The following is a 22,434-nucleotide window of genomic DNA, read 5'->3' as shown; positions in this document are numbered from 1 at the left end:
AATTCTCGTTCCCAATTGAGCCGCCGCGTGGGCGGCATTTGCAACAGACCCATTTTCAGCCTCAACTCGGGAGGTCCCCATGATCCGCCGTCTCGCCCTTATTCTGGCACTCGCATTCACCGCCGTCACCGGCGCCGCCACTCAAACGCAGGCCCAGCAAGGGGCGCTCGAGCCGGGCTGGCTGCTTGATCCCGGTGCCTCCAACCTGCGGTTCCAGTCGATCAAGAAAGAGGTCGTCTCTGAATCCAGCGACTTTGCAACGTTTACCGGCGAAATCTTTCCAAATGGTAAGGCAGAGGTCCGGGTGGCGCTCGAGAGCGTGGATACCAAGATCGATCTGCGCAACGTCCGCATGCGGTTTCTGTTCTTCGAGACCTTCAAGTTCCCCGAGGCGGTGGTGCTGGCAGAAGTCACGCCCACCATGCTGAGCGAGTTGGAGGCGAACCGCCGCGCGACCTTTGACATTCCCTTCTCGCTCGATCTGCACGGGGTGAAAAAGACGCTCGTGGCTGAAGTCGTGGCGACGCTCCTGAGCGATGACCGCATCTCGGTGGCCACGGCGCGACCGGTGGCGATTTCGGTCGAGGAGTTCGGGATGATGGAGAACCTCGGCAAGCTCGAGGATGCCGCCAAGGTGGATATCGTGCCCTCGGCCACGGTGACCTTCGACTTTTTGTTCGACCGGCGCGGCAGCAACGGCACCCCGCTCTCGGGCGGGCGCGAAGGGGCGGTGGATGCCACCAACGCGGCGCTCGAGGATGAGGGGGACTTCAGCACGGAGGCCTGCGAGGGCCGCTTCGAGATCTTGTCGCGCACGGGCAACATTTACTTCGCTTCCGGCTCCTCCCGGCTCTCGGGGGAGAGCGAGCCGCTGCTGAAGGAATTGCTTGATATCACCAGCCGTTGCCCCGGCATCGAGGTGGAGGTTGCGGGCCATACCGACAGCGTGGGCAAGGCCAGCGACAACCAGCGCCTCTCGGAGCGCCGGGCGCAGTCGGTGGCTGATTACCTCATCGAGAATGGCATCGCGCCGGAACGGCTGACGGCGAAGGGCTATGGCGAAGAGAAGCCGGTGGCCTCGAATGACACCGCCGAAGGCAAGGGCAAGAACCGCCGGATCGAGTTTTTGCCACGCACCAACTGAGGCCTGTCAGGCAAGAGCCATTTGCGGGCGAGCGCTGAACTCGGCCTCGCCTGCGACCCGCTCCCACCCGGTGGCACCCCGCGCGTAGGTTGCGCTTTCGCCGGGGGCGAACTCCAGCTCGTCAGCACCCCAGGTGGTGATGGAGACGCGCCCGGCCTCGACATCCAGCACGTTGAAATTGTTGCTCTCCCCGCGCCTGCGGGTGGAGAGGCCGGTGCCGGCCTGCACAAAGAGCAGCCCCGGCGCGGCGGTGAAGGGGGCGGCGGAGGCGGTGTGCAGATGGCCCGAGAGCACCACATCGGCCTCGCAATCCGAGAGAGCCGAAAGCGCGGCGCTGGCTCCGCGCATGAGCCGTTTTTCAACCGTTGGCCCATGCTCGAGCGGGTGGTGCACGACCACGACCTTCAGCTTGTCGCCAGCTTCCGCGAAGGCGTTGCAGACCCGCCGGGCGGTGCGCCGTGAAAACCGGCCCCGTTGCCACGAGAAGCGGTTGACCGTGTTCACGCCGACCACGTGCATTTCATCGTCTTCGATGGAGGGTTCGAGCACCGCGTCGATGTAGGCCTTGTAGCGGTGAAACGGGGTGACGAAGCGGCGCCAGAGATTGTCGATCGGGGTGTCGTGATTGCCCGGCACGGAGAGCACCGGCGCCTCGATCCGGGCCACGAACTCGGCGGCCTCGGCAAACTGGCGCCGCCGGGCACGCTGGGTGAAATCGCCGGAGATCACCACGAGATCAGGCCGCAGGCTGGCGATGGTTGCCAACAGCGGCTCCTCCAGCGCGGCATCGTCGCGGCCGTAGTGCAGGTCGGACAGGTGGAGGATGCGTCTCATTGCGGTTCGGGCAGGATGATGGTCAGCGGCTTATCGGCCATGGTGAAGTGGAAGGGGCTCTTTTCACGCGATTTTTCACCATCGAAGGCGACCAGCGTGCGGGGGCGCGAGGTGGCGACGGTCAGGTCGCGGGCCTGCACCAGGTCATAGTCGCGCCCTTCCTGCATGGTGCCGGTGATCAGCCGCCATGTGATCTTGAAGAGCTTGCCACGGCTGGTGGCGCGGCCAATCAGGACGGCGAACTTGTCATCCGAGATCGCTTGCTTTCCGGCCAGCCCGAAGCGCTCGAGCTGGTAGGCGGAGCGGGCGACGAAGAGCAGAGGCGCGCGGACATCGCGGGTTTCGCCATCGGCGGTGAGGCGCATCTTCATCGGGCGCTGGAACCGCAGGAAGGTTTTGAGCACTGACCAATGCGCCATGATCCGGCGGCGGCCCCAGCGTTTGTAGACGGTTTCGCGCTCTTTCAGGATCGCGGGGTAGACCCCGAGGGAGGCGTTGTTGAGGAACACGCGGTCGCCGACTTTGCCCACGGTGATCTGGTGGCGGTGGCCGGTGAGGATTGCCTGTGCGGCGGCCTCTGGATCTTGCGGCAGGCCGAGGCCGCGGGCGAAGTAGTTGAAGGTGCCAAGGGGCAGCACAGCCAGCGCGGCAGGGGTCCCCAGCATGGCTTGCGCCACGGCCATCGCGGTGCCGTCACCGCCTGCGGCAACGACTGTCCGGGCGCCGTTCTTGACAGCGGTTTCAACGATCTGGTGCAGGTCCTGGGAAGGGCTCCAGTGGGTGAGCGTGGCCGCCTTGCCGAACACGGCCAAGGCACGGTCGATCGCCTCGCTGTCACGGGCATTGGTGCCGGATTTGGCGTTGGCGATCACGCAGATTTCGCCCGGAACGACATCGGGGGCGGCGGGTTCGAGGGGCTGGGGCAGGGCCACCATGTATGGTCTCCGGGTGCGGCAGTTGCGGCGCGACTTCACGATCACAACTCGCGGAGCGGCGTTTGGTTGCCTCGGCCCCGGTCTCGACATCGCCCGACCTGCGGGCTAGCACCGGGGAGAGGCCGGGAAACGCAGGGCAGAGACTGATGGGAATTATCCAACGAAAGCTGTGGCTTGTCGGAGCCATGCTGCTGGGCCTTCTGCTTGCTGGCTGTGGTGCGCCTCCCCCCTCCTCGACCCCTGATGATGTGGCGCGGTTGGAGCAGGCCATTCTGGCCCTCGGGCCGGGGATCGACCCGGAGGAGGCGGCGCGGGCGGCGCGGGTGAGTTACGAGGCGACGGCGCGGTTGGCGGTGGCTTATGAGATCGAGGACGGGCCGCTGGTGCACAACATGAAGGTGAACGCCGGAACCAAGCCGCGCGGGCTCTGCCGCCATTGGGCGGAGGACATGGAGAAGGCGCTGAATGCCGAGGGATTCCGGACACTTGAGATCCACCGCGGTATCGCCCATGCGCGCAATCCGATCCTGCTGGAGCACTCCACCTCGATCATCTCGCGGCGGGGGGATTCGATGTATGACGGGATCGTGGTGGACCCTTGGCGCGAGGGCGGTCACCTGACGTGGATCGCCACCCGCGAAGACCGGCGCTACCCCTGGGAGCCGCGGCTGGCGGTGCTGAAGTGGAAGCAGGAAACCGGGCGGACCAAGCGGGTCAGCCGGGCCGACTGACCGCCCGCACAATTGCCCAGAAATCGCCCGTTTGTTGCTGAACTCCTGACAAACCTCCCGGGTTTTCTCCAGCATGTGGGGGCAGGTCAACTGCCCGGTTTTGCTAGAGAAATCAGGGGAATAATAAAATGGAAGAAATCAGAAGCATCGTGATGCGCGAGAAGAGCCACTCGGTTTCGGACCGCGAGTGGAAGCACCGGCTGGTGGGCTACGGCTACAAGCTGGAAGAGACGGCAAGCGGCTTTGTCGTCAGCTCCATGCGGGGCGAGGCGCTGCTCACGCTCTGAGGCTGCGATGGCCCTCAAAACAGGGTTAACAGCGCCGCATTAACCCTGCGGCGCATGGGATGCACATCCCATGCACAAGTGATGCACATTCCATACATACGCGATTTGCGCACAGAAGCCGATGGTTAACCCATCGGCCTCTCTCACCATTGCAGGGTTGATCCGGCCGTAAGGCGGCGTAGCGTGGGCCGAACAGCCATCGCGAGACCGCCCATGGAAGACCCGCTCCGCCTCTCCGACCTGCCAGACTGGCGCTACCTGCTGCAGGAGTTCGACGTGCTCTACCGCCACGGCTCCTCGGGCGGCAGCAAGCTGATCCGCGGCCACCGCAAACGGGTACGCGACATGCTCTCGAAGGTGGTGGATGCGGCGCCGGAGGTGCGGATGCGCGCGGCGGAGGAAAAGCCGGTGGTGGCGCACCTCGGGCGGGCGCTGGACCGGGGCGAGCGCGGCGCGGTCGCCGGGCTGGCAAGGGCGCTGGGCCGGGTGGCGGGCGCGCTGACATGGGAGTACGGCTACGAGAAGGTGCCGCCCGCGCTGGCGAGAAAATACGCCTACTGCGAGGTGCTCGGGCCGCGCGGGCCGGTGGTGGCGGAACGGCTGATTTTGGGCTTCGTGCTGTTTGCGCCGAAGACGACCTATCCGCAGCATTCCCATGCGGAGATCGAGGAGAGCTATGTGTCGGTGTCTGGCGCGTGGTCAGAGAACGACGCGGCAGTGCATGCGCCGGGGTCGCTCATTTTGAACGGGTCGGGGCATGAGCATCGGATCACAACGGATGAGACGGAGCCGTGCCTGCTGGCCTACGCGTGGATCGGGCCGGAGGAGAAGCTGAACGCGCCGGGGATGAAGCTGACGGGGACGCGGGGGAAGAGGGTTGAGCGGGGGATCTAGACCGCGCCATCAAAAAGGGTGTCGAGATAGGGCGAGCTTTGCGAACGTGTCATAACGCCGAAGCGTGAGAGATGAGGCAATCCAATTAGGGTTCCTCTATCCGAGAAGCCGCGTCGCGCCGTGATATTGCCCCAACCAACGGGGAAACGGTTCATCTTCGAAATACCAAGGATATCTGTCAGAGCGTCCGTGGCTTCTCCACCCATCGTGACGATGAGGTTTGGACTTGCCGTTTGAAGGATTCTTGACCAGAGCGCTTTTCCGAAGGCCAATGATGCTTGCCGGTTCCTAAGGCTCGCCCAATCGGGGGAGCGGAAGGGGACCAAGTTTCCTGCTAGCACAGCCTCAGGCTTGACACCGAGACGTTGGAAAAGCGCCCTCACTTGACGCTGAAGCGGGCTGTTTCCGGCCAAATGTCCTCCTCAGCTTTCGTCAACATATGCACTCTTGCCTATGGGCATTGAGAAACTCGGATGGTCTTCAGGAATCGTGGAGCCGCCTGGATTGAGGCCGATGAATGCCACGCTTGCGTTAGTCAATGTAATTTCAGGGCTCGCCAGCAACCGCCACCCCAGCGCATTTCCTGACGACCGATAGGCTTCCTCAATTTCCGATTTCATTTGTCCTCCGAGGTTCAACACGCGGCGTGCAAATCGCACATAACGCTTTGCACGATATCTAACTTTTTCGGCTCGTCTACATAGCGCCAGCCAGCATCTTAAATGCTGTCGAACGGTAGACCGGGAGGCTCCCCCGCCCGGTGCGCGCCGAAGGCGCCGGGCAGCGCCGACCCGCCCCCCCGGGGCGGCGCTTGGGTGAGGCTTGGGGCATCGCTTGGAGGGAAGATGACCACTGCGCCATAAAGTGGCATGCACGGGCGTTGCGGCGCCACCCCGCGGGTCGGCGCTGCCCGGCTTGTGGGGGCGAGTGGCGCTTGGGGAGCGGGACCAGTCCCGGCCTACCGGCCGGGGATGGCGCCTCGTTTTTCGCCTGCGCCTTCCCAGCCGTCGATGGCGGCGATGGCCTCTTCCGCGGAGTCCACGAATTTGAACAGCTCGATGTCTTCGGGGCTGATGGTGCCTGCGTCTTTCAGGGCGTCCCAGTTGATGATTTTTTCCCAGAAGGCTTTGCCGAACAGCAGGAAGGGCACCTTTTGCATCCGGCCAGTCTGGATGAGGGTGAGAGACTCGAAGAGTTCGTCCAGCGTGCCGAAGCCGCCGGGGAAGACGGCGATGGCGCGGGCGCGCATCAGGAAGTGCATCTTGCGGATGGCGAAGTAGTGGAAGTTGAAGCAGAGGTCGGGCGTGACGTATTCGTTGGGCGCCTGCTCATGGGGCAGCACGATGTTGAGGCCGATGGAGTGGCCGCCGGCGTCTGCCGCGCCGCGGTTGCCGGCCTCCATCACGCCCGGCCCGCCGCCGGTGACGATGACATCCTCGGTGCCGCCTGAGGCGAGGGAGCGCTCGGTCATCAGCCGGGCGAAGCTGCGGGCCTCATCGTAGAAGGCGGAGAGATCGGCGAGGGTCTGGGTGCGGGCAGTGTCTTTCTTGGCCGGTTCGGGGATGCGGGCGCCGCCGAAGAGGACGACAGTGGAGCGGATGCCGTGCTCTTCCATCAGCAGTTCGGGCTTGAGCAGTTCGAGCTGGAGGCGGACGGGGCGCAGCTCGTCGCGGCAGAGGAAGTCTTCATCGGCGAAGGCGAGCGTATAGGCCGGGGCGCGGGTTTGCGGCGTGTCGGGCACCTCGTGGGCGGTGCGCTTGTCTTCTCCGGCGTCGCGGAAGCGGCTGGCGTCGTTCATTGGTCGTCCTTCCCTTGTTCGGGGGGAGGCTATCGCGGGCGGGGTGGAGAGGGAAGGCGGGCAGGGCCAGTCCGCGGGGTGGCGCTGCAACGGTTGGTCGGGTGTGCTTTATGGTGCCGTGGTCATCGGACCTCTGGGGTCGGCGCGACGTCGATGAAGCGCCAGCCCGGTGGGGCGGACTGGCGCTGCGCGGCGGCTTCGCCTTGATTCCGCGCCGGGACCAGCTAAGACGGGCGCGACCATTTCTCGGAGGATGCCCCCATGTCGAACGCCCAGCTTGAAGCCGCCATCGAAGCCGCCTGGGAGGCGCGTGACCAGATCACGCCGCAGACCACGGGCGAGACCCGCGAGGCGATCGAGGACACGCTGAACGCGCTGGACGGGGGCAGCCTGCGGGTGGCGGAGAAGCAGGCGGACGGCTCCTGGCATGTGAACCAGTGGGCCAAGAAGGCGGTGCTGCTGGGCTTCCGGATCAAGGACATGGAAGAGCAGTCCGGCGGGCCGCAGGGTGGCGGCTGGTGGGACAAGGTGGACAGCAAGTTCAAGGGTTGGGGTGACAATCAGTGGAAGGCTGCGGGCTTCCGCGCGGTGCCGAATGCGGTAGTGCGCAAGAGCGCCTATATCGCGCCGGGCGTGGTGCTGATGCCCTCTTTCGTGAACCTCGGCGCCTATGTGGACGAGGGCACGATGGTGGACACATGGGCCACGGTCGGCTCCTGCGCGCAGATCGGCAAGGGCGTCCACCTGAGCGGCGGCGTGGGCATTGGCGGCGTGCTGGAGCCGATGCAGGCGGGGCCGACGATCATCGAGGACAACTGCTTCATCGGGGCGCGCTCGGAGGTGGTGGAAGGCTGCATCATCCGTGAGGGTTCGGTGCTGGGGATGGGCGTGTACATCGGCCAGAGCACCAAGATCGTGGACCGGGAGACCGGCGAGGTGATGTATGGCGAGGTGCCGCCCTATTCGGTGGTGGTCTCGGGCTCGATGCCGACGAAGAACAACCTGAACCTCTACTGCGCGGTGATCGTTAAGCGGGTGGACGAGAAGACCCGCTCGAAGACCGGGATCAACGAACTGCTGCGCGACTAGGGTGGTGGGTTTCACCCACCCTACAGCATGATCGGCTTTTCTGACTGGCCGAAGCGGCAGGTGCTGCATGATCTGCGATGCGTGGCGGAGGCGGCGCGGCCTGCGGTGGAGGCGCGGGGCGGGGCGGCGTTGAAGGCGGTGCCGCTGGAGGCGGATCTTCAGCTCGCCTGCGACGGGGATTACCTGGATCAGGTCATAGAGCTGGACGCGTTGGCGCGGGGGGCGGATGCCGAGCTGGCGGGATATGCGATGGCGCTGCTCATTGGCGATGCGGTGCATGGGCAGATCGGCTTCGCGCCGGAGGGCCTGCCTGTCGACAGCCAGCCGGGCGCGCGGCGGGCGGCGCTGGCGCGGGGGCTTCACGCAGCGGATGAGGCGCATGATCTGGGCGTGGCGCTGCCGGAGCTTGTGACGAGCCTGCCTAAAGAGAAGGTCATCCCGCCGCTGATGCAGATCGCGCGGGAGCTGCGCGGCATGGTCGATGCGGTGGCCCATGCGGATTACGGGATGGATGCGGCGCGCCACGCCGAGGCGCTCAGGGCGGTGCTGGACGCGGAGGACTGCCGCTTTCCGAAGGGGGAACGGTGGTATCCGGCGGAGGTGGTGGAGCTCACGGGGCACGACCCAGACACTGGCGCCACATGGTTGCCTTGCATCGCGCTGCTGGTGCTGGATGACATCCACTATGGCGGCGACTTCGACCAGATGACGTTTCGATGGATGAAGCAGGCCGCGCGCCTGCTGGAGGCGCCGGAGCGGATGCGGGGGCCGATCCTGAGAGGTATCCGCCACGTGATGGAGCGCGAGGTGCCGGGTTACTGGGACCCTTACTTTGAGTGGATGCCACGGAAGATCGCGGAGAGTGCGGTGATGCTGCCTTGGGAGGATGTGGCCTGACGGCGGGTGTGGTTGGCAGGTTGCCCAACCATCGGACGCCCCCAAGGGAACCGTGCGCTGCCCTGCCCGGTTAAAGCGGTAACACGCTGTTGACCGGAAAGGACGGAACAATGGGACTTGGACTTATTCTCTCGATCATCATCGGGGGCCTCGCGGGCTGGATCGCCTCGATGATCATGAAGGCCGATACGGGCCTCATCACCAATATCGTGCTCGGCATCGTCGGCGCGCTGGTGCTGAACCTGCTGCTGCAACTGCTGGGCATCTATGCCGCCGAACGGGTGGTACCGCAGCTGATCGTGGGGATCGCGGGCGCCTGCCTGCTGATCTTCGGCTTCCGGGCCATCGCGCGCCGCTCCTGACGGCGTGCTCTCAGACCTATCGCTGACATGGCTCCTCGTCGCCTTTGCGGTGGCGGGGAGCATTGTTGTGGTGGCCTCGATCCGCGCCACGGCGCTGGCCGATATCATCGCCGACCGCACGGCGATGGGCGAGGCGCTGGTGGGCGGCGTGCTGCTGGGCGGGGCGACCTCGCTCTCGGGCGTGGTCGTTAGCGTGAGCGTGGCGGCGCAGGGGGATGCCTCCTTTGCGTTTTCCAACGCGGTGGGGGGCATTGCGGCGCAGACGCTGTTTTTGGCGATTGCGGACACGCTGCACCGGCGGGCCAACCTTGAACATGCCGCCGCCGAACCTGCGAACCTGTTTCAATGCGTGATGCTTCTGATCCTGCTCGGCCTGCCGGTGGCGGCGATGGCGGGGCCGGATGTGGCCTATTTTGGCATTCACCCCGTGTCGGTGGTGCTGTTCATCGCCTACGCCGCCGGGGTGCGGCTGGCGGCCTCGGTGCGCGAAGAGCCGATGTGGCAGCCGGTGGAGACCGGCGAGACCCGGCGCGACGACCCGGCAGATGCGGCGGATGCGCACAAGAGCGCGCGGGGGCCGGTGCTGGTGTTTGCCGCACTGGCGGCGGCGATGGGCCTGTGCGGCTACGTGATCGGGCAGGGCGGGCAGGAGTTTGTGACCCGGTTCGGGCTGGCCTCAAGCCTCGTGGGGAGCCTCGTGACGGCGGTGGTGACCTCGCTGCCCGAGCTGGTGACGACGCTGGTGGCGGTGCGCCGGGGCGCGTTGCAGCTGGCGGTGGGCGGGATCATCGGGGGGAACACCTTCGACACGCTGTTCCTCGTGTTCTCGGACGTGGCTTACCGCGAGGGCTCGCTTTACCACGCAGTGGGGCTGAGTGACCTCTACTGGCTCGCCACCGGGCTGCTGATGACGGCGGTGCTCATGGCCGGGTTGATCCTGCGCCAGCGCGAGGGGCCGGCGCGGATTGGCATCGAGAGCGTGCTGATGATGGCGATCTATGGCGGGGCCGTGGCGGTGGAGGTGCTTGCGTGAGGCGGGGTCGCGGTGGCGATGGGACCAGTCGCGGGATGGGGAGCCATTTGCCACGGATCGCTTTGGCAGCGCCGTCGTGCAGCGGGGGGCCAGCCCCCCGCACCCCCCGGGAGTATTTTCAGCAAGAAAATGAGCAGGGGCGGGGGCAATCTTAGATGAATTGTAGGGGTTCTCTGCGGTCAGGCCGGTTTCTTCGGGCGGTCTCCGACGGGGCCGCCGCTGGCCTTCCAGCCGGAAAAGCCATCGGTGATGTGGCTGACGTTTTCGAGCCCCATCTCTTGTGCGGCGAGGGCCGAGAGGGCGGAGCGCCAGCCCGACGCGCAGTAGAAGACGAAGCGGTCGCCCGTTTGGAACTGGGGTTTGGCGTAGGGGCTCTCTGGGTCGATCCAGAATTCGAGCATGCCGCGCGGGCAGTGGAAGGCGCCGGGGATCATGCCTTCGCGCTCCAGTTCGCGGGGGTCTCGCAGGTCGACGAAGGTGACCCCCTCCTGCCCGTGCTGCGGGATGATATCGGCGGCGGGCGCGTGGGCGACCTGCGCATTGGCCTCGGCGACCATGTCTTTGACGCGTTTCATCGGCTCTCCTCCTGCTTGACTTCGCGCATCTGGCGGAACACCTAGATTTGTCAGGAGGATATGCGATGTCGGGCGGGAAGGAAAAGAAGGTGCAGGCGGTTTACACGCTGTTGGTCGAAGTCGGCCGCAAGGCGGGCGATGGCCTGCCCGAGGGGGCGCACGGCGCGGCGCTGATGTGCTATGCGGCGGGCGTGGACGAGGCCGAGGCGGTGCGGGAGACCGTCGCGATCCTGAAACAGGCCGACCTCGCGCCGCTGGATGTGACCGGCTACGGCACGCTGGAGGAGCGCGAGGCGCAGGGCCACGAGATTGACGAGGACGAGCGCGAGCTGATGGCGCGGGCGCTGGCGGAGAACGCGGTGATCGTAGCGCAGATGACGCCCTTTTTCGAGGCACCCTCCCATGAAGGCGGCGCCGCCTGATGGCCGACCGGCTGCTTCAGGTGATCGGCTCGGTGGAGCAGATCGACGAGGTGGCGGGCTGCCTTGAGGAGCTCCCGCCCGACCAGTGGTGGCGGCTGCCCTATGACGAGGAGGAGGGGCGGCAGACGCTCTACGTGGCCCTCTTCAAGGCCGATGCGCAGGAGGTGATGGACGCCATCAGCGATGCGCTGGAGGGGCAGGACGGCTGGCGGCTGTTCAGCCTGCCGACCGAGGCGAGCCTGCCGGAACTCGATGACGAGGAGGAGGAGGACCGCCGCGCGCAGAAGGAGACGGTGAACGCGCGGGAGGAGATTTATCGCGAGGTGCGGCAGGGCACGGCGCTGACGCTGGATTACCTGGTGATGACCGCGCTGGCAGCGCTGGTGGCGGCCATCGGCCTCAGCCAGGGGCAGGTGGCGGTGGTGATCGGGGCGATGGTGATTGCGCCCTTGCTCGGGCCGATCATGGCCTTTGCCTTCGGCTCGGCGCTGGGGAACTTCTCGCTCCTTGGGGTCGCGGTGAAGGCCTTGGGCGCGGGGCTGGGGGTGGCCGTGGTGGTGGGCATCGCGCTTGGGTTGATCCTGCCGGGCTCCTACCCGGACACCTCGATGATGGATTTCTCCGGCGTGCTCAGCCTTGAGACCGTGGCGCTGCCGCTGGCAGGCGGCGCGGCGGCGGCACTGATGCTTTCGGGCGGGCAGACCACGGGGCTTGTGGGCGTGATGGTGGCGGCTGCGCTGCTGCCGCCGCTCGCCGCCTTTGGCCTTTTCGTGGGTATATGGGATATCCCCAACGCGCTGCGGGCGCTGGCGACGGTGGTGACCAATATCGTTGCCATCAACCTTGCGGCGCAGGTCGTCTTCCTCGCCAAGGGCATCCGCCCGCGCCGGTGGGAAAGCTCGGATCACAAGACATCGGTCCGGGTGGCGCTGGGGGCCTCGGGCGCGCTGGTCGCGCTTTTGGCGCTGGCGCTCTGGGCGGCGGGGCATGGCTACGTGCCGGGGCTTTAGGTCCGCCGCACCCGAAACGAAAACCCCAGCATTTTCTCAGGCTTGCCCCATTTGTGCCCTGTTTTCGCTCGTAGATTGAATGCGAGTGAAGTGAGGGCCAGGGCACCCATGAAAGAGTCGATAGCCGCAATCAAGTGGGTCGCGAACCTCGTGATGGTGGCGTGCATTCTGGGTGCGGTGTGGCTGGGCTACAAGTTCGCCACGGAGCCGGGATACCTCGCAGAGCTGACCTTGGGTGTGGAGCAGGAGAGCCCCTTTGCCCCGCGCAGCCCGGTGATGGATGGGCCGCCATCCGATCCGGTGGTGACCAGCCGGTTGCCACAGGCCAGCGGGATGCCGCAGGCGGGCGGGGCCAGCGCCAGCGAGCGCAGGCTGAGCAACGACAGCGGCAGCGGCGCGACCACCGACGCGGGCAGCTATGCCCCGCGCACATCGGCCACCGGCGGCCTCCGCACGGTGACCCGGAAAACAAAGCAAGCCCCGGAGGCCTACCAGCCGCCCGTGGCGCAAAGAAAGGTGGTTCGGGTCGGCGATTGAGCCGGGCGCGGGCCGCGACGAGAGAGAGCACACTGGAGGCTGGGGCGCGGTGCCCGGGCCGGACACAAGGGTGAGCAAGCGGGCCGGGGGCCCGTCGTGAGCGGAAAGGCAGGCACGAGATGGCAGCTGTTCGAATAATCCTGATAGTGGTGGTTCTGGCCGTGATGGGCGGGATCGGCTTTATGCAATACTCCACGATGAAGGCGGTGGACACGGCGATGGGCCCCTACGAGGGCGAGGATTACGCCGCGGCGGAAGAGACCACGCCAGCCCCGCGCAGCACCGCCTCGAGCGGCTACTCGGGCGGCAGTGTGATCAAGTCGACCAAGACCTCGAGCCGGGTCGGCGGCGACAAGACGATCACCATCCAGCGCAAGAAGCCCAGCCTCTGGACCCGCATCCGCATGTGGTTCGGCTACCAGCCGGAAGACGCGCACCGCAGGGACTTTGCCCGCCTGAAAGCCCAGCGGGAGGCCGAGGCCGCCCGCAGCAAGGGCGTGAACCAGGTGACCGGTCGCAAGGAAAGCACCGCCAGTGTGCGCAGCGCGACCTCGGGCGCCAAGAAGAAGGCCGCGCCGAACAAGTCGGTGGCGAGCGCGCTGGGCGGCGGCTGAACCTCCTGCCCTAGCCGAAACACGAGGGGCGTCCCACCGGGGCGCCCTTTTTGCATGGCGCTCAACCGCCGAGGGCGGGAAAGGCCGCCACCACCCGGTGACGCGCCTCCGCGCAGGCCTCGCGGGAGCGGCCCTCGGCCAGCACGAACTCCGAGCCGTCGGGCAGCAGCAGCACCGCCCGATACTGTGCTTCGCCGTCGCTGTCTGTTCGCGCCTCCACTGGGGGCAGGGCAAGCGCCGCCGCCTCGTGCTCCTGCCGCCTGCGCCGGTGCGGATAGCGCCAGGTCAACCGCAGGCGGCCTTCCGGCGTGGCCGTTGCAAGGAACATGGGCATATGGGCGCATAGGGCCACCAGACAGAGGCCGCCGATCCAGAACAGGCCCAGCAGGGCGCGGATCAGCTCCGGCGGATAGCCCTCGGGCGGCCCGTCGCGCAGGATCGCGACCGTCACCAAGCCGAGCATCCCCAGCCAGACCGCCGAGAAGGCCCAGAGGATGCCCGTGCGCCGGTTGGCCGCCAGAGGCGCGGCCCGCCGCCTCATGCCGCGCCTGCCCCGTCGCGGGACAGCGACCAGCGCACCACGATGTTGGTCGAGCGCCAGAGCGGCCCCGGATCGGTGAACTGTCGCGCCTCGGTGCCGCCCATCCGGGCATAGAAGGCGCGGGCGCGGGCGTTCTCGGCCACGACGGAGAGCGCCGCCGCCGCGCCGCCCTCGGCCGCGATCCGCTCCAGCGCCGCCAAGAGCAGACGCGCCCCGAGGCCGGTGCCGCGCGCCGACCGGCGCACATAGAGATGGGTGATCTCGGTGGCGCCGTCATGGGCGGCCTGCGACGCAGGCGCGAAGCTCACCACCCCCAGCAGCGTAACGCCCCGGCAGGCCACGATGGCGCCGCTCTGAGGCACGCCCCCGGCGAGGAGGGCCTGCCAGAACGGCAGCCGATGCGCCTCGTCGAGGCGGGCCATCGCCTCGGGCGGCGCGATTCCGGCATAGGTCTCGCGCCAGACTTCAACGTGAAGGGTGGCCAGCGCCCGCGCGTCCTCGGCCCGTCCGGCGCGCAGCACCGGGGGCAAAGGCGCCTCGAAGGTCACGCTGCTCGCAGCGCCTCTGCCGCCCAGAGCCGGGCCTCGTAGCCCGAGAGCATCCGCCGCGCCGCAGGCCCGTAGCCCTCGCCGGTCTCCGGGTCGAGTTCGGGAAAGATCGTGCAGATCTCTTCGACGATTTCGGCTTCGAAGCTGTGCTGCATCTGGCCGCCGGGCAGGAAGCTCTCGGTCGGCAGGCCTTCGGAGAAGATCACCTGATGGCGGTCGAAGAGCAGGTGGACGTATTCGACCTCGCCGCCTTCCAGCCGGGTCACGGCTGCGCCGCCGACCAGCTCCTTGGCGGCCACCAGCACCTCGCCGTCGCCGAACATCAGCTCGGCCAGCGGATCGCGGATCATCAGGCGGTGCAGGGGCGAGATGGTCAGTGCGCGGTGCGGGCCGAAGGTGCCAGCGCGGATGTGGATGGGGGCCATGCTGCCGAGGGCGGGCACGGTGCGGCGGCCGATCCAGCGCAGGGGCTGGGGGCCATCATCGTGGGTGAGCACCAAGTCGCCGGGCTGGAGGCTCTCGACCGGCACCTCGCCGGAGGGCGTGGCGATGAGCGTGCCCGCGACGAAGCAGGGCACCTGATCGAGCTTGATGAAGCCGGTGTCGGTCTCGCCGCTGGCGTCCTCGATGGCATAGGTGAAGACGATCTCTTCGGTATCGCCATCGGAGGTGACATCGAGCGTGCCATCGGCGTTGAGCGTGATGGTCTGGCCGGTTTGCAGGGTGACGCTCTGCCCCGCCGACACCGCCACGCCGTTGATGTGGGTGATGGTCATCGTCGGGGAGCCGATATCGTTGCCCAGCACGTCGATGGTTTTGGTGAAGTTGGTGCCGATCTGGACTTCGTCGGTCATGGCGACGAGGTCGGTCTGGATCGAGTTGCCGGCGATCAGCACGTTGGAGTCGTAGGAACTGTCTGACGTATCGGCGATGCCGATGCGGATGGTGTTCTGCTCGCCTGCGTTGACCGGCATGGTCAGGGTCATGGTCAGAGTGAACCCGTCCATCTCGGTGTTGTACTCGTCGTTCGTGTTGTCGATGTAGAGGTTGGAGTTGTCGGCATCGTTGACGTTGGTCACGGCGGTGTTGCCGCTGCCGACCTCCAGCTCGACGTATTCGCCGTTCACCCAGACGGCGAAGATGTCGTTGTAGATCGACTGGGCATACTCCGGGTACTCGTCGGACGAGAACACGAACTGCATGGTCATCACGTCGCCATCGGGGATGAAGGTGACATCCATGTAGCTGGCGTCATAGGTGGAGGTGCCGGCGATGGCGTTGAAGTCGGAGTTGTTGTTCTGCCCGCCGGTGTTGGTGGAGGTGTTGTTGTCTTGGTTGGACGAGCCCCATGAGTTGGTGAAGTCAGAGGCGCGGCCGGTGGAGAGGATGACGCCGGTATCACCGGGCACCACGCCGGGCGAGGTGCTGTCGCCGCCGGTGTAGATGCCCGAGGAGTAGCTGGAGCCGGAGTAGCTGGCCGAGACCACCTGCACGCTGTCACCGAAGATCGCATCGGCCATGGCCGTCGCATTGGCGTAGGTATTGATCGAGAGTTCCGATGCCGCAACCATGCTCGTCTGTCCTCAATGGACCCTCGGCATGGGAGAACGGCACGGCGCGAAGCCGGTCCGTCGGGGGGTGGTGGGCCGAGAGATTTTTCTCGTCTGACCTGCCGCTGCTCTTCGCCCTGCCTCGGGTCGATGTGTTTGTTTTGACGAAAATTGCCATCATTTCGGCGGGTTGTCAGCACATTTGGCGCGGGGGTCTTGGGGCTGTGGGGGCGGTGCAACAGGCGGTGGGTGGTGCGCGGTGAGGGGAGGGGGTATCTGGGGAGCAAAGGAGACCTGCCCATGACCGACCCCGTAGAGCTGACCCGCGCCTTGGTGAAGTGCCCCTCTGTCACGCCCGAGGAGGGCGGGGCGTTGGTGCTCTTGGAGGAGCGGCTGACGGCCGCGGGGTTCGCCTGCACGCGGGTGGACCGGGGCGGGATTTGCAACCTCTTCGCCCGCTGGGGCCGGGCCGGGAACGGCAAGGCCTTTGGCTTCAACGGCCATACCGACGTGGTGCCGGTGGGTGACGCGGCGGCCTGGACCCACCCGCCCTTCGGGGCCGAGGAGGAGGACGGCTGGCTCTATGGCCGGGGCGCGACCGACATGAAGAGCGGGGTTGCGGCATTTGTGGCGGCGGCGATCGACTTTGTGCAGCAGACCCCGCCCGATGGCTCGGTCGTGCTGGCGATCACTGGCGACGAGGAGGCTGACGCCTTGGATGGCACGACGGCGCTGCTGGACTGGATGGCGGAGAACGGCGAGCGCATGGATGTGTGTATCGTCGGTGAGCCGACCTCGCTGGAGGAGATGGGCGACATGATGAAGATCGGGCGCCGCGGCTCGATGAACGCGCATTACGTGCTGCGCGGCAAGCAGGGGCACTCGGCCTATCCGCATCGGGCGATCAACCCGGTGGCGGCGATGGCGCGGCTCTGCGACCGGCTCGCCTCGCGCACGCTTGATGTGGGGACCGAGCATTTTGACGCCTCGACGCTGGCGCTCACCACCATCGACGTGGGCAACACGGCGACCAACGTGATCCCGGCGGAGGCGCGGGCGACGGCGAACATCCGGTTCAACGACGAGCACACGGGCGAGAGCCTGACCGAGTGGCTGAAGGCCGAGGGCGACAAGGTGGCCGAGGAGTTTGGTGTGGGCGTGGGGCTGACGGTGAAGGTGAGCGGCGAGGCGTTTCTGACCCCGCCGGGTGCGCTCTCGGAGCTGGTGAGCGGCGCGGTGGAGGCAGTGACGGGCCGGGTGCCAGAGCCGTCCACCACGGGCGGGACGAGCGACGCGCGGTTCGTGAAGAGCCACTGCCCGGTGGTGGAATTCGGGCTCGTGGGTCACCGGATGCATCAGGTGGACGAGCGGGTGCGGGTGGAGCAGATCGGCGAGTTGAAAGCGGTTTACGGGCGGATGCTGGCGGATTACTTCGCCGAGGGGTGAGCCCACAAATGTTTTGCCAGAGGCGGACCCACAAATGTTGTTTTGTGGGGCGGGCGGCGCTAGATTGAGGCCATGCCAAGACTCTCGATAGACATCACCGCCGAAGAGCACCGCAAGCTGAAGGCCATCGCCGCGCTGAAGGGCCAGACGATCAAGGATTTCGTGATGAGCCGTGCGCTGAAGGACGACACCGACGACTGGACCGACGACGAGAAGGCCGCGCTGGAAGAGCTGCGGGCGATCCTTCTGCCAAGGATCGAGGCGGCGCGGCGGGGCGAAGTGTCAACCCTGACGATGGATGAGATCGCGGCGAAGGCCAAGGCCCGCAGGGCCGGCTGATGACGGCCTATGTTCTGTCGCTTGCGGCCGAGGCCGATGTTGTCGAGATATGGCAGTACACTGAAAGCAAGTGGAGCGAAGCCCAGGCGCAGGCTTACCACGCAGACCTCGAAAGGCGCTTCGCTCGCCTCTCGGATGGGCCTTTTCGCACCCTCGACGAGATCGCTCCCGGGCTGCGCGTGTCTCGTGCAGGTCGGCACTTGATCTACTGGATGAAGGAACCTGCCGAGAGTACCTTCGTCGTCGCTGTCCTGCATGAGAAAATGGATGTTCTCACACGCCTTTCCAACAGATTGCCCAGAGCCGAATGACCCTCACCATCACCCCCACCCGCGATCTCGACGCCTGCTTTGCCCTCCGCCGGGAGGTGTTCATGCGGGAGCAAGGGTTTTCCGAGGCAGAGGAGTTCGATGGCAAGGATGGGAGGGCCATCCATCTGCTGGCCGCCGAGCGGGGGGAGCCGGTTGGCACTGCGCGGGTGTTTGTGGAGGAAGGGCGGATCGGGCGGATTTGCGTGGTGACGCGGGCGCGGGGTACCGGGCTTGGGGCCAAGATCGTGCGGGCGGGGATGGAGCTGCTGCGCGAGCGCGGGACCAAGGCGGCGGTGCTGGATGCGCAGGTGCGGGCGATGGGATTCTACGAGACGCTCGGGTTCACCGCGGAGGGGCCGGAGTTTGATGACGGCGGGGTGCCGCACCGGCGAATGACCTGCCCGCTGTGAGCGTGGACCTCGCAAATATCAAGATCGCGACGACCGAGGATTTTGCCGCCTGCATGGCGGTGCGGATCGCGGTGTTCGTGAAGGAACAGGGCGTGCCGGCGGAACTGGAGAACGACGCGTTCGACGCCGGGGCGCGGCACCTGCTGGCCACGCGGGATGGCCGCCCGGTGGGCACGGCCCGGGTGATGCGCGAAGGCGCGACCGGCAAGATCGGGCGGGTCTGCGTGCTGAAAGAGCTGCGCGGCACCGGGCTGGGACTGGCGCTGATGCAGGCGGCGCTGGACGAGCTGCACGCGATTGGCGGGATTGAGCGGGTCCAGCTGGGGGCGCAGACCTCGGCGCTGCCGTTCTATGCGCGGCTTGGCTTTGCCCCCTGCGGCGAGGAGTTCGACTCCGTCGGCATTCCTCACGTCATGATGGAACGGACGCTGTAATTTCGCTGTTGCCTTCGCCCGCGCCCTGCTACCTCTTTCACATGGCCGAGCTACCAACGAAAAAAGACATTCTGGACTGGATCGCCGCCCATCCCGAGGCGGCCTCCAAGCGCGATATCGCCAAGGCGTTCCACATCAAGGGCGCGGCGCGGATCGACCTCAAGCGGATGCTCCGCGAGCTGGAGGACGAGGGGCATCTTGCCAAGCGCAAACGCTCCTACCGCGACCCCGAGAAGCTGCCGCCGGTGGGTGTGCTCACCGTCGTCGGCCCGGATGCCGATGGCGACCTGATGGCCAAGCCGATGGAATGGCATGGCGAGGGGCCGGAGCCCAAGGTGTTGATGATCCTGCGCAGCGCCGATGGGGCGCTGGGCGCGGGCGACCGTATCCTGGCCAAGCTGCGGGAGGTGAAGGGCGAAGAGCACCATTACGAGGGGCGGCTCATTCGCAAGATCGGCACCAACCCCAAGCGCATTCTGGGCATCTATCGCAAGAGCGCCGAGGGCGGGCGGATTCTGCCGATCGACAAGGGCGCGGACCGGGAGTGGACCGTGGCGAAGGATGCCACGGCGGGCGCCAAGGACGGTGAGCTGGTGGAGGCCGAACAGGCCGGGCCGAAGGGGCGCATGGGGCTGCCGAAGGCGCGGGTGGTGGAGCGGCTGGGCGACCCGTCCAAGCCGAAGGCGGTGTCGCTCATCGCGATCCACCAGCACGGGATTCCCGACAGTTTCGACGATGAAACCATCGCAGAAGCTGACCGGATGAAGCCTGCGGGCCTCAAGGGCCGGGAAGACCTGCGCGAGCTGCCGCTGATCACCATCGACCCGTGGGACGCGCGGGACCATGACGATGCCTGCTATGCCCATGCCGACGACGACCCGAAGAACGATGGCGGCCACGTCATCTGGGTCGCCATTGCCGATGTGGCGCATTACGTGACCCCCGGCTCGGCACTGGACCGGGAAGCGAAGGAGCGCGGCAACTCGACCTATTTCCCAGACCGGGTGGTGCCGATGCTGCCTGACCGGCTCTCGGGCGATCTGTGTTCGCTGCACGAGGGGGTGCCGCGGGCCTGTATCGCGGTGAAGATGCGGGTCGATGCCCATGGCGAGCTTGTTGACTGGTCGTTCCATCGCGGGCTGATGAAATCTCCCGCCTCGCTGAATTACGAGGAAGTGCAGGCGGCGATGGATGGCGAGGCGAACGAGAAGGTCGCGCCGCTGATGGAAGACGTGATCAAGCCGCTTTACGCGGCCTATCACGCGCTGGTGGATGCGAGAAACCGCCGCCAGCCGCTCGATCTGGACCTGCCGGAGCGGCAGATTGTGCTGGGCGAGGACGGCACGGTGAAATCGGTGCAGTTCAAGGACCGGCTGGATGCCCACCGGCTGATCGAGGAATTCATGGTGCTGGCGAACGTTTGTGCTGGCAAGGAGCTGGTGAAACGGCGCCAGCCGCTGCTCTTCAGGGTGCATGAGGAGCCGAGCGTGGAGAAGCTGGATGCGCTGCGCGAGACGGCGCAGGCGAGCGGGCTGAGCCTTGCCAAGGGGCAGGTGCTGAAGACGGCGCATCTGAACCAGTTGCTTGCGCAGGCGGCGGGCACGGACCATGCCGAGCTGATCAACCTCAGCACGCTGCGCTCGATGACGCAGGCCTATTACAGCCCGCAGCACATTGGCCACTTCGGCCTCGCGCTGGGCACCTACGCGCATTTCACCTCTCCCATTCGGCGCTACTCGGACCTCGTGGTGCACCGGGCCCTCGTCACGGCCCATGGCTGGGGCGACGACGGGCTGACGGAGGCGGATATCGAGGCGCTTGAGGCGACGGCGGTGCATATCTCCGAGACCGAGCGGCGCTCGATGACCGCCGAGCGCGACACCACCGACCGTTACCTTGCCAGCTACCTCTCGGAGCGCGTTGGCAACGAGTTTGGCGGGCGGATCAGCGGGATCGCGCGGTTTGGCGCCTTTGTGCGGCTCGATGAGACCGGGGCGGACGGGCTGATTCCGATCCGCAGCCTCGGGCAGGAGTACTTTCACTTCGACCGCGAGGCGCAGGAGCTGATGGGGGCCGATACGGGCCGGGTCATCGGGATTGGTCAGCGGGTGCTGGTGCGGCTGGCCGAGGCGGTGCCGGTGACGGGTGGGCTGCTTTTGGACCTGCTGGAGATCGAGGGCGCGGCGGTGAAGCCGGGGGCCTCGGCCAAGCGCGGGCGGCCGGTGCGGCGCAAGGAGGGCAAGGCGAAGGCCAAGGCCCAGAAGGGCCGCAAGGTGGCGCGCCGCCGACGCGGCTAACCCGCGCGACGCCGCGCTTTGGCCCGGAGGCCGAATCCGTTATGCTGGGGCCAACGATCTGGCAACAGCAGACGGGCAGGCAGGCGGTATCATGAAGAGAGTATTTGCGGGCGCGGTTTTGGCGCTTGTTGGCGGCGCGGCCCTTGCGGGCCCGGTGGTGGTGGAAACGGCTGTGCGCCCGCTGGCGCGGCCTGCGGGGGGAGGGCTTCCGGTGGCCGAGGTTTCGGGCGAGGGGTTTGGCGCTTGGGTCGAGGGGTTCAAGGCGCGGGCGGCGGCGAAGGGGATTGCGCCGGAGCTTCTGGAGCGGGCGTTTGACGGGGTTGAGTATGACCCCAAGATCATCACTCGCGACCGGAACCAGAACGAGTTTACCAAGACGATCTGGGACTATCTGGACACCGCGGCCTCGGACCTGCGGGTGACCAACGGGCAGGCGGCGCTGAAGCGGGAGCGGGCGGCGCTGGAGGCGATCGAGGCGGAATATGGCGTGCCGAAGGAGATCGTCACCGCGATCTGGGGGCTGGAGAGCGCCTATGGCACCTACAAGGGCGATACCGATATCGTCGAGGCGCTGGCGACGCTGGCGCATGACAGCCGCCGGGGGGCGTTCTTCGAGCAGCAGCTGATGGCGGCCTTCGAGATCTTGCAGGCCGGGGATGTGGCGCCGCGCAACATGAAGGGGAGTTGGGCGGGGGCGATGGGGCACACCCAGTTCATGCCGACGAGCTACCTTGGCCATGCGGTGGATTTTACCGGAGACGGCAAGCGCGACATCTGGGGCGACGACCCGCAGGATGCGCTGGCCTCTGCCGCCGCCTATCTGGCCGATGCAGGCTGGGTGGAGGGGATGCCCTGGGGGCTGGAAGTGGTGCTGCCCGAGGGGTTCGACTACGAGATCGCGGGCGAGCATGAGGTGCGCACGGCGGCGGAGTGGAACGCGATGGGGGTGCGGGACGTGGAAGGACGCCCGGTGCCGGACCACGGGCCAGCCTCGATCCGGCTGCCGGGCGGGGCGAAGGGTGCGGCCTTCATGACCTTCGGCAATTTCATGGTGCTGGAGCGCTACAACACGGCGGATGCCTACGTGATCGCCGTGGGGCACTTGGGCGACCTGATCGCGGGGGGCAAGCGGATTCAGTCCGGCTGGCCGCGCGAGGACCGGGCGCTGACGCTGGCGGAGCGCGAGGAGTTGCAGACCCGGCTGGAGGCGGCGGGCTTCGACCCCGGTGGGGTGGATGGCAAGATCGGCCCGTTGACGCTGGCCGCGGTGCGGGCGTTTCAGAAGAGCATCGGGGTGGTGCCGGATGGCTATGCCTCGCTGGCGGTGTTGCAGAAGCTGAGGTAGGCGCCGCGCGTGGCGGAACGCCCGCCCACCCACCCCGTTCCGCCACGCGCG

28 protein-coding genes are annotated in these 22,434 nt (G+C 66.8%); 19 read left to right on the top strand and 9 right to left on the bottom strand.

Features of this window, described 5'->3' with window-relative positions:
* The first annotated feature begins 79 nt into the window (after positions 1 to 79).
* Positions 80 to 1,144 carry an OmpA family protein gene (locus KUV38_RS15555; protein ID WP_222471133.1) on the top strand — a complete coding sequence of 355 codons (1,065 nt, stop codon included), beginning with the start codon at positions 80 to 82 and terminating at the stop codon, positions 1,142 to 1,144.
* 6 nt (positions 1,145 to 1,150) lie between these two features.
* Here KUV38_RS15555 and KUV38_RS15550 read toward each other — a convergent pair whose 3' ends face one another.
* Both KUV38_RS15550 and KUV38_RS15545 read right to left on the bottom strand, forming a co-directional pair.
* Positions 1,151 to 1,978, bottom strand: coding sequence for a metallophosphoesterase family protein (locus tag KUV38_RS15550; protein ID WP_222471132.1), 828 nt, complete (start codon positions 1,976 to 1,978; stop codon positions 1,151 to 1,153).
* On the bottom strand, positions 1,975 to 2,913 hold the full coding sequence (locus tag KUV38_RS15545) for a diacylglycerol/lipid kinase family protein (RefSeq protein WP_222471131.1): 939 nt from the start codon (positions 2,911 to 2,913) through the stop codon (positions 1,975 to 1,977). The genes KUV38_RS15550 and KUV38_RS15545 overlap by 4 nt, the downstream gene beginning before the upstream one ends.
* Before the next feature lie 185 nt (positions 2,914 to 3,098).
* On the opposite strand from KUV38_RS15545, the gene KUV38_RS15540 reads away from it, so the two are divergent.
* The 3 genes from KUV38_RS15540 to KUV38_RS15530 all read left to right on the top strand — a co-directional run bounded on the left by KUV38_RS15540 (position 3,099) and on the right by KUV38_RS15530 (position 4,825).
* Positions 3,099 to 3,644, top strand: coding sequence for a hypothetical protein (locus tag KUV38_RS15540; RefSeq protein ID WP_222471130.1), 546 nt, complete (start codon positions 3,099 to 3,101; stop codon positions 3,642 to 3,644).
* A gap of 128 nt (positions 3,645 to 3,772) precedes the next feature.
* Positions 3,773 to 3,931, top strand: coding sequence for a hypothetical protein (locus KUV38_RS15535; RefSeq protein ID WP_222471129.1), 159 nt, complete (start codon positions 3,773 to 3,775; stop codon positions 3,929 to 3,931).
* A gap of 213 nt (positions 3,932 to 4,144) precedes the next feature.
* Positions 4,145 to 4,825 (top strand): dimethylsulfonioproprionate lyase family protein, encoded by a 681-nt coding sequence (locus tag KUV38_RS15530; RefSeq protein WP_222471128.1) that lies wholly within the window; start codon positions 4,145 to 4,147, stop codon positions 4,823 to 4,825.
* Here the strand turns inward: KUV38_RS15530 and KUV38_RS21170 are convergent.
* The 3 genes from KUV38_RS21170 to KUV38_RS15520 all read right to left on the bottom strand — a co-directional run bounded on the left by KUV38_RS21170 (position 4,822) and on the right by KUV38_RS15520 (position 6,623).
* Positions 4,822 to 5,208 carry a hypothetical protein gene (locus KUV38_RS21170; RefSeq protein WP_410001048.1) on the bottom strand — a complete coding sequence of 129 codons (387 nt, stop codon included), beginning with the start codon at positions 5,206 to 5,208 and terminating at the stop codon, positions 4,822 to 4,824. The two genes, KUV38_RS15530 and KUV38_RS21170, sit on opposite strands and share 4 nt — an antisense overlap.
* A gap of 39 nt (positions 5,209 to 5,247) precedes the next feature.
* A complete protein-coding gene (locus tag KUV38_RS15525; protein WP_222471127.1) occupies positions 5,248 to 5,445 on the bottom strand; it encodes a hypothetical protein in 198 nt (65 codons plus the stop codon).
* Positions 5,446 to 5,783: 338 nt separating this feature from the next.
* Positions 5,784 to 6,623, bottom strand: coding sequence for a TIGR00730 family Rossman fold protein (locus KUV38_RS15520; RefSeq protein WP_222471126.1), 840 nt, complete (start codon positions 6,621 to 6,623; stop codon positions 5,784 to 5,786).
* 261 nt (positions 6,624 to 6,884) lie between these two features.
* Between KUV38_RS15520 and dapD the strand changes: the two genes are divergently transcribed.
* From dapD to KUV38_RS15500, 4 genes are all read left to right on the top strand, one after another.
* On the top strand, positions 6,885 to 7,712 hold the full coding sequence (dapD, locus tag KUV38_RS15515) for a 2,3,4,5-tetrahydropyridine-2,6-dicarboxylate N-succinyltransferase (protein WP_222471125.1): 828 nt from the start codon (positions 6,885 to 6,887) through the stop codon (positions 7,710 to 7,712).
* Positions 7,713 to 7,739: 27 nt separating this feature from the next.
* Entirely contained in the window at positions 7,740 to 8,609 is an 870-nt protein-coding gene (locus KUV38_RS15510) for a hypothetical protein (protein WP_222471124.1), read from the top strand.
* A 110-nt stretch (positions 8,610 to 8,719) separates the two neighbouring features.
* Positions 8,720 to 8,971: a GlsB/YeaQ/YmgE family stress response membrane protein gene (locus KUV38_RS15505; RefSeq protein ID WP_213547099.1), complete on the top strand. Its 252-nt coding sequence runs from the start codon at positions 8,720 to 8,722 to the stop codon at positions 8,969 to 8,971.
* A gap of 4 nt (positions 8,972 to 8,975) precedes the next feature.
* Positions 8,976 to 10,004 carry a sodium:calcium antiporter gene (locus tag KUV38_RS15500; RefSeq protein ID WP_222471123.1) on the top strand — a complete coding sequence of 343 codons (1,029 nt, stop codon included), beginning with the start codon at positions 8,976 to 8,978 and terminating at the stop codon, positions 10,002 to 10,004.
* Between the two features lie 179 nt (positions 10,005 to 10,183).
* Here the strand turns inward: KUV38_RS15500 and KUV38_RS15495 are convergent, their stop codons facing one another.
* Entirely contained in the window at positions 10,184 to 10,579 is a 396-nt protein-coding gene (locus tag KUV38_RS15495; protein ID WP_222471122.1) for a rhodanese-like domain-containing protein, read from the bottom strand.
* Positions 10,580 to 10,644: 65 nt separating this feature from the next.
* On the opposite strand from KUV38_RS15495, the gene KUV38_RS15490 reads away from it, so the two are divergent.
* From KUV38_RS15490 to KUV38_RS15475, 4 genes are all read left to right on the top strand, one after another.
* Complete coding sequence (locus KUV38_RS15490; RefSeq protein ID WP_222471121.1) at positions 10,645 to 11,001, top strand: hypothetical protein; 357 nt, start codon at positions 10,645 to 10,647, stop codon at positions 10,999 to 11,001.
* Positions 11,001 to 12,011, top strand: coding sequence for a TIGR00341 family protein (locus tag KUV38_RS15485; protein ID WP_222471120.1), 1,011 nt, complete (start codon positions 11,001 to 11,003; stop codon positions 12,009 to 12,011). The genes KUV38_RS15490 and KUV38_RS15485 overlap by 1 nt, the downstream gene beginning before the upstream one ends.
* Before the next feature lie 108 nt (positions 12,012 to 12,119).
* Positions 12,120 to 12,548, top strand: a complete 429-nt coding sequence (locus tag KUV38_RS15480; protein WP_222471119.1) for a hypothetical protein — start codon at positions 12,120 to 12,122, stop codon at positions 12,546 to 12,548.
* A 119-nt stretch (positions 12,549 to 12,667) separates the two neighbouring features.
* The gene (locus KUV38_RS15475) at positions 12,668 to 13,162 is read left to right on the top strand and encodes a hypothetical protein (protein ID WP_222471118.1); all 495 of its coding nucleotides are present in this window, start codon (positions 12,668 to 12,670) and stop codon (positions 13,160 to 13,162) included.
* Between the two features lie 61 nt (positions 13,163 to 13,223).
* On the opposite strand, the gene KUV38_RS15470 is transcribed toward KUV38_RS15475, so the two are convergent.
* Genes KUV38_RS15470 through KUV38_RS15460 form a run of 3 tightly spaced genes read right to left on the bottom strand, consistent with a single transcriptional unit; the run spans position 13,224 to position 15,822 of the window.
* Positions 13,224 to 13,703, bottom strand: coding sequence for a hypothetical protein (locus tag KUV38_RS15470; protein WP_222471117.1), 480 nt, complete (start codon positions 13,701 to 13,703; stop codon positions 13,224 to 13,226).
* Positions 13,700 to 14,224 (bottom strand): GNAT family N-acetyltransferase, encoded by a 525-nt coding sequence (locus KUV38_RS15465; RefSeq protein WP_222471116.1) that lies wholly within the window; start codon positions 14,222 to 14,224, stop codon positions 13,700 to 13,702. Before KUV38_RS15465 ends, KUV38_RS15470 begins: the two co-directional genes overlap by 4 nt.
* Positions 14,225 to 14,247: 23 nt before the next feature.
* Positions 14,248 to 15,822 carry a Hint domain-containing protein gene (locus tag KUV38_RS15460; RefSeq protein WP_222471115.1) on the bottom strand — a complete coding sequence of 525 codons (1,575 nt, stop codon included), beginning with the start codon at positions 15,820 to 15,822 and terminating at the stop codon, positions 14,248 to 14,250.
* Between the two features lie 273 nt (positions 15,823 to 16,095).
* Between KUV38_RS15460 and dapE the strand changes: the two genes are divergently transcribed.
* From dapE to KUV38_RS15425, 7 genes are all read left to right on the top strand, one after another.
* The gene (dapE, locus tag KUV38_RS15455; RefSeq protein WP_222471626.1) at positions 16,096 to 17,247 is read left to right on the top strand and encodes a succinyl-diaminopimelate desuccinylase; all 1,152 of its coding nucleotides are present in this window, start codon (positions 16,096 to 16,098) and stop codon (positions 17,245 to 17,247) included.
* 72 nt (positions 17,248 to 17,319) lie between these two features.
* Positions 17,320 to 17,586 (top strand): hypothetical protein, encoded by a 267-nt coding sequence (locus KUV38_RS15450; RefSeq protein ID WP_222471114.1) that lies wholly within the window; start codon positions 17,320 to 17,322, stop codon positions 17,584 to 17,586.
* A complete protein-coding gene (locus KUV38_RS15445; protein WP_222471113.1) occupies positions 17,586 to 17,897 on the top strand; it encodes a type II toxin-antitoxin system RelE/ParE family toxin in 312 nt (103 codons plus the stop codon). The genes KUV38_RS15450 and KUV38_RS15445 overlap by 1 nt, the downstream gene beginning before the upstream one ends.
* The gene (locus tag KUV38_RS15440) at positions 17,894 to 18,307 is read left to right on the top strand and encodes a GNAT family N-acetyltransferase (RefSeq protein WP_222471112.1); all 414 of its coding nucleotides are present in this window, start codon (positions 17,894 to 17,896) and stop codon (positions 18,305 to 18,307) included. The genes KUV38_RS15445 and KUV38_RS15440 overlap by 4 nt, the downstream gene beginning before the upstream one ends.
* Before the next feature lie 2 nt (positions 18,308 to 18,309).
* The gene (locus tag KUV38_RS15435) at positions 18,310 to 18,741 is read left to right on the top strand and encodes a GNAT family N-acetyltransferase (protein ID WP_315898644.1); all 432 of its coding nucleotides are present in this window, start codon (positions 18,310 to 18,312) and stop codon (positions 18,739 to 18,741) included.
* 41 nt (positions 18,742 to 18,782) lie between these two features.
* Complete coding sequence (gene rnr, locus KUV38_RS15430) at positions 18,783 to 21,038, top strand: ribonuclease R (protein ID WP_222471111.1); 2,256 nt, start codon at positions 18,783 to 18,785, stop codon at positions 21,036 to 21,038.
* Positions 21,039 to 21,129: 91 nt separating this feature from the next.
* Positions 21,130 to 22,383, top strand: a complete 1,254-nt coding sequence (locus tag KUV38_RS15425; RefSeq protein WP_222471110.1) for a lytic murein transglycosylase — start codon at positions 21,130 to 21,132, stop codon at positions 22,381 to 22,383.
* Positions 22,384 to 22,434: the final 51 nt, after the last annotated feature.

Source organism: Vannielia litorea (assembly GCF_019801175.1).
In the GTDB taxonomy this organism is placed as follows: Bacteria; Pseudomonadota; Alphaproteobacteria; order Rhodobacterales; family Rhodobacteraceae; genus Vannielia; species Vannielia litorea_B.
Note: the sequence above shows the minus strand (reverse complement) of the source record. Positions and strands in the feature narration are given on the sequence as shown.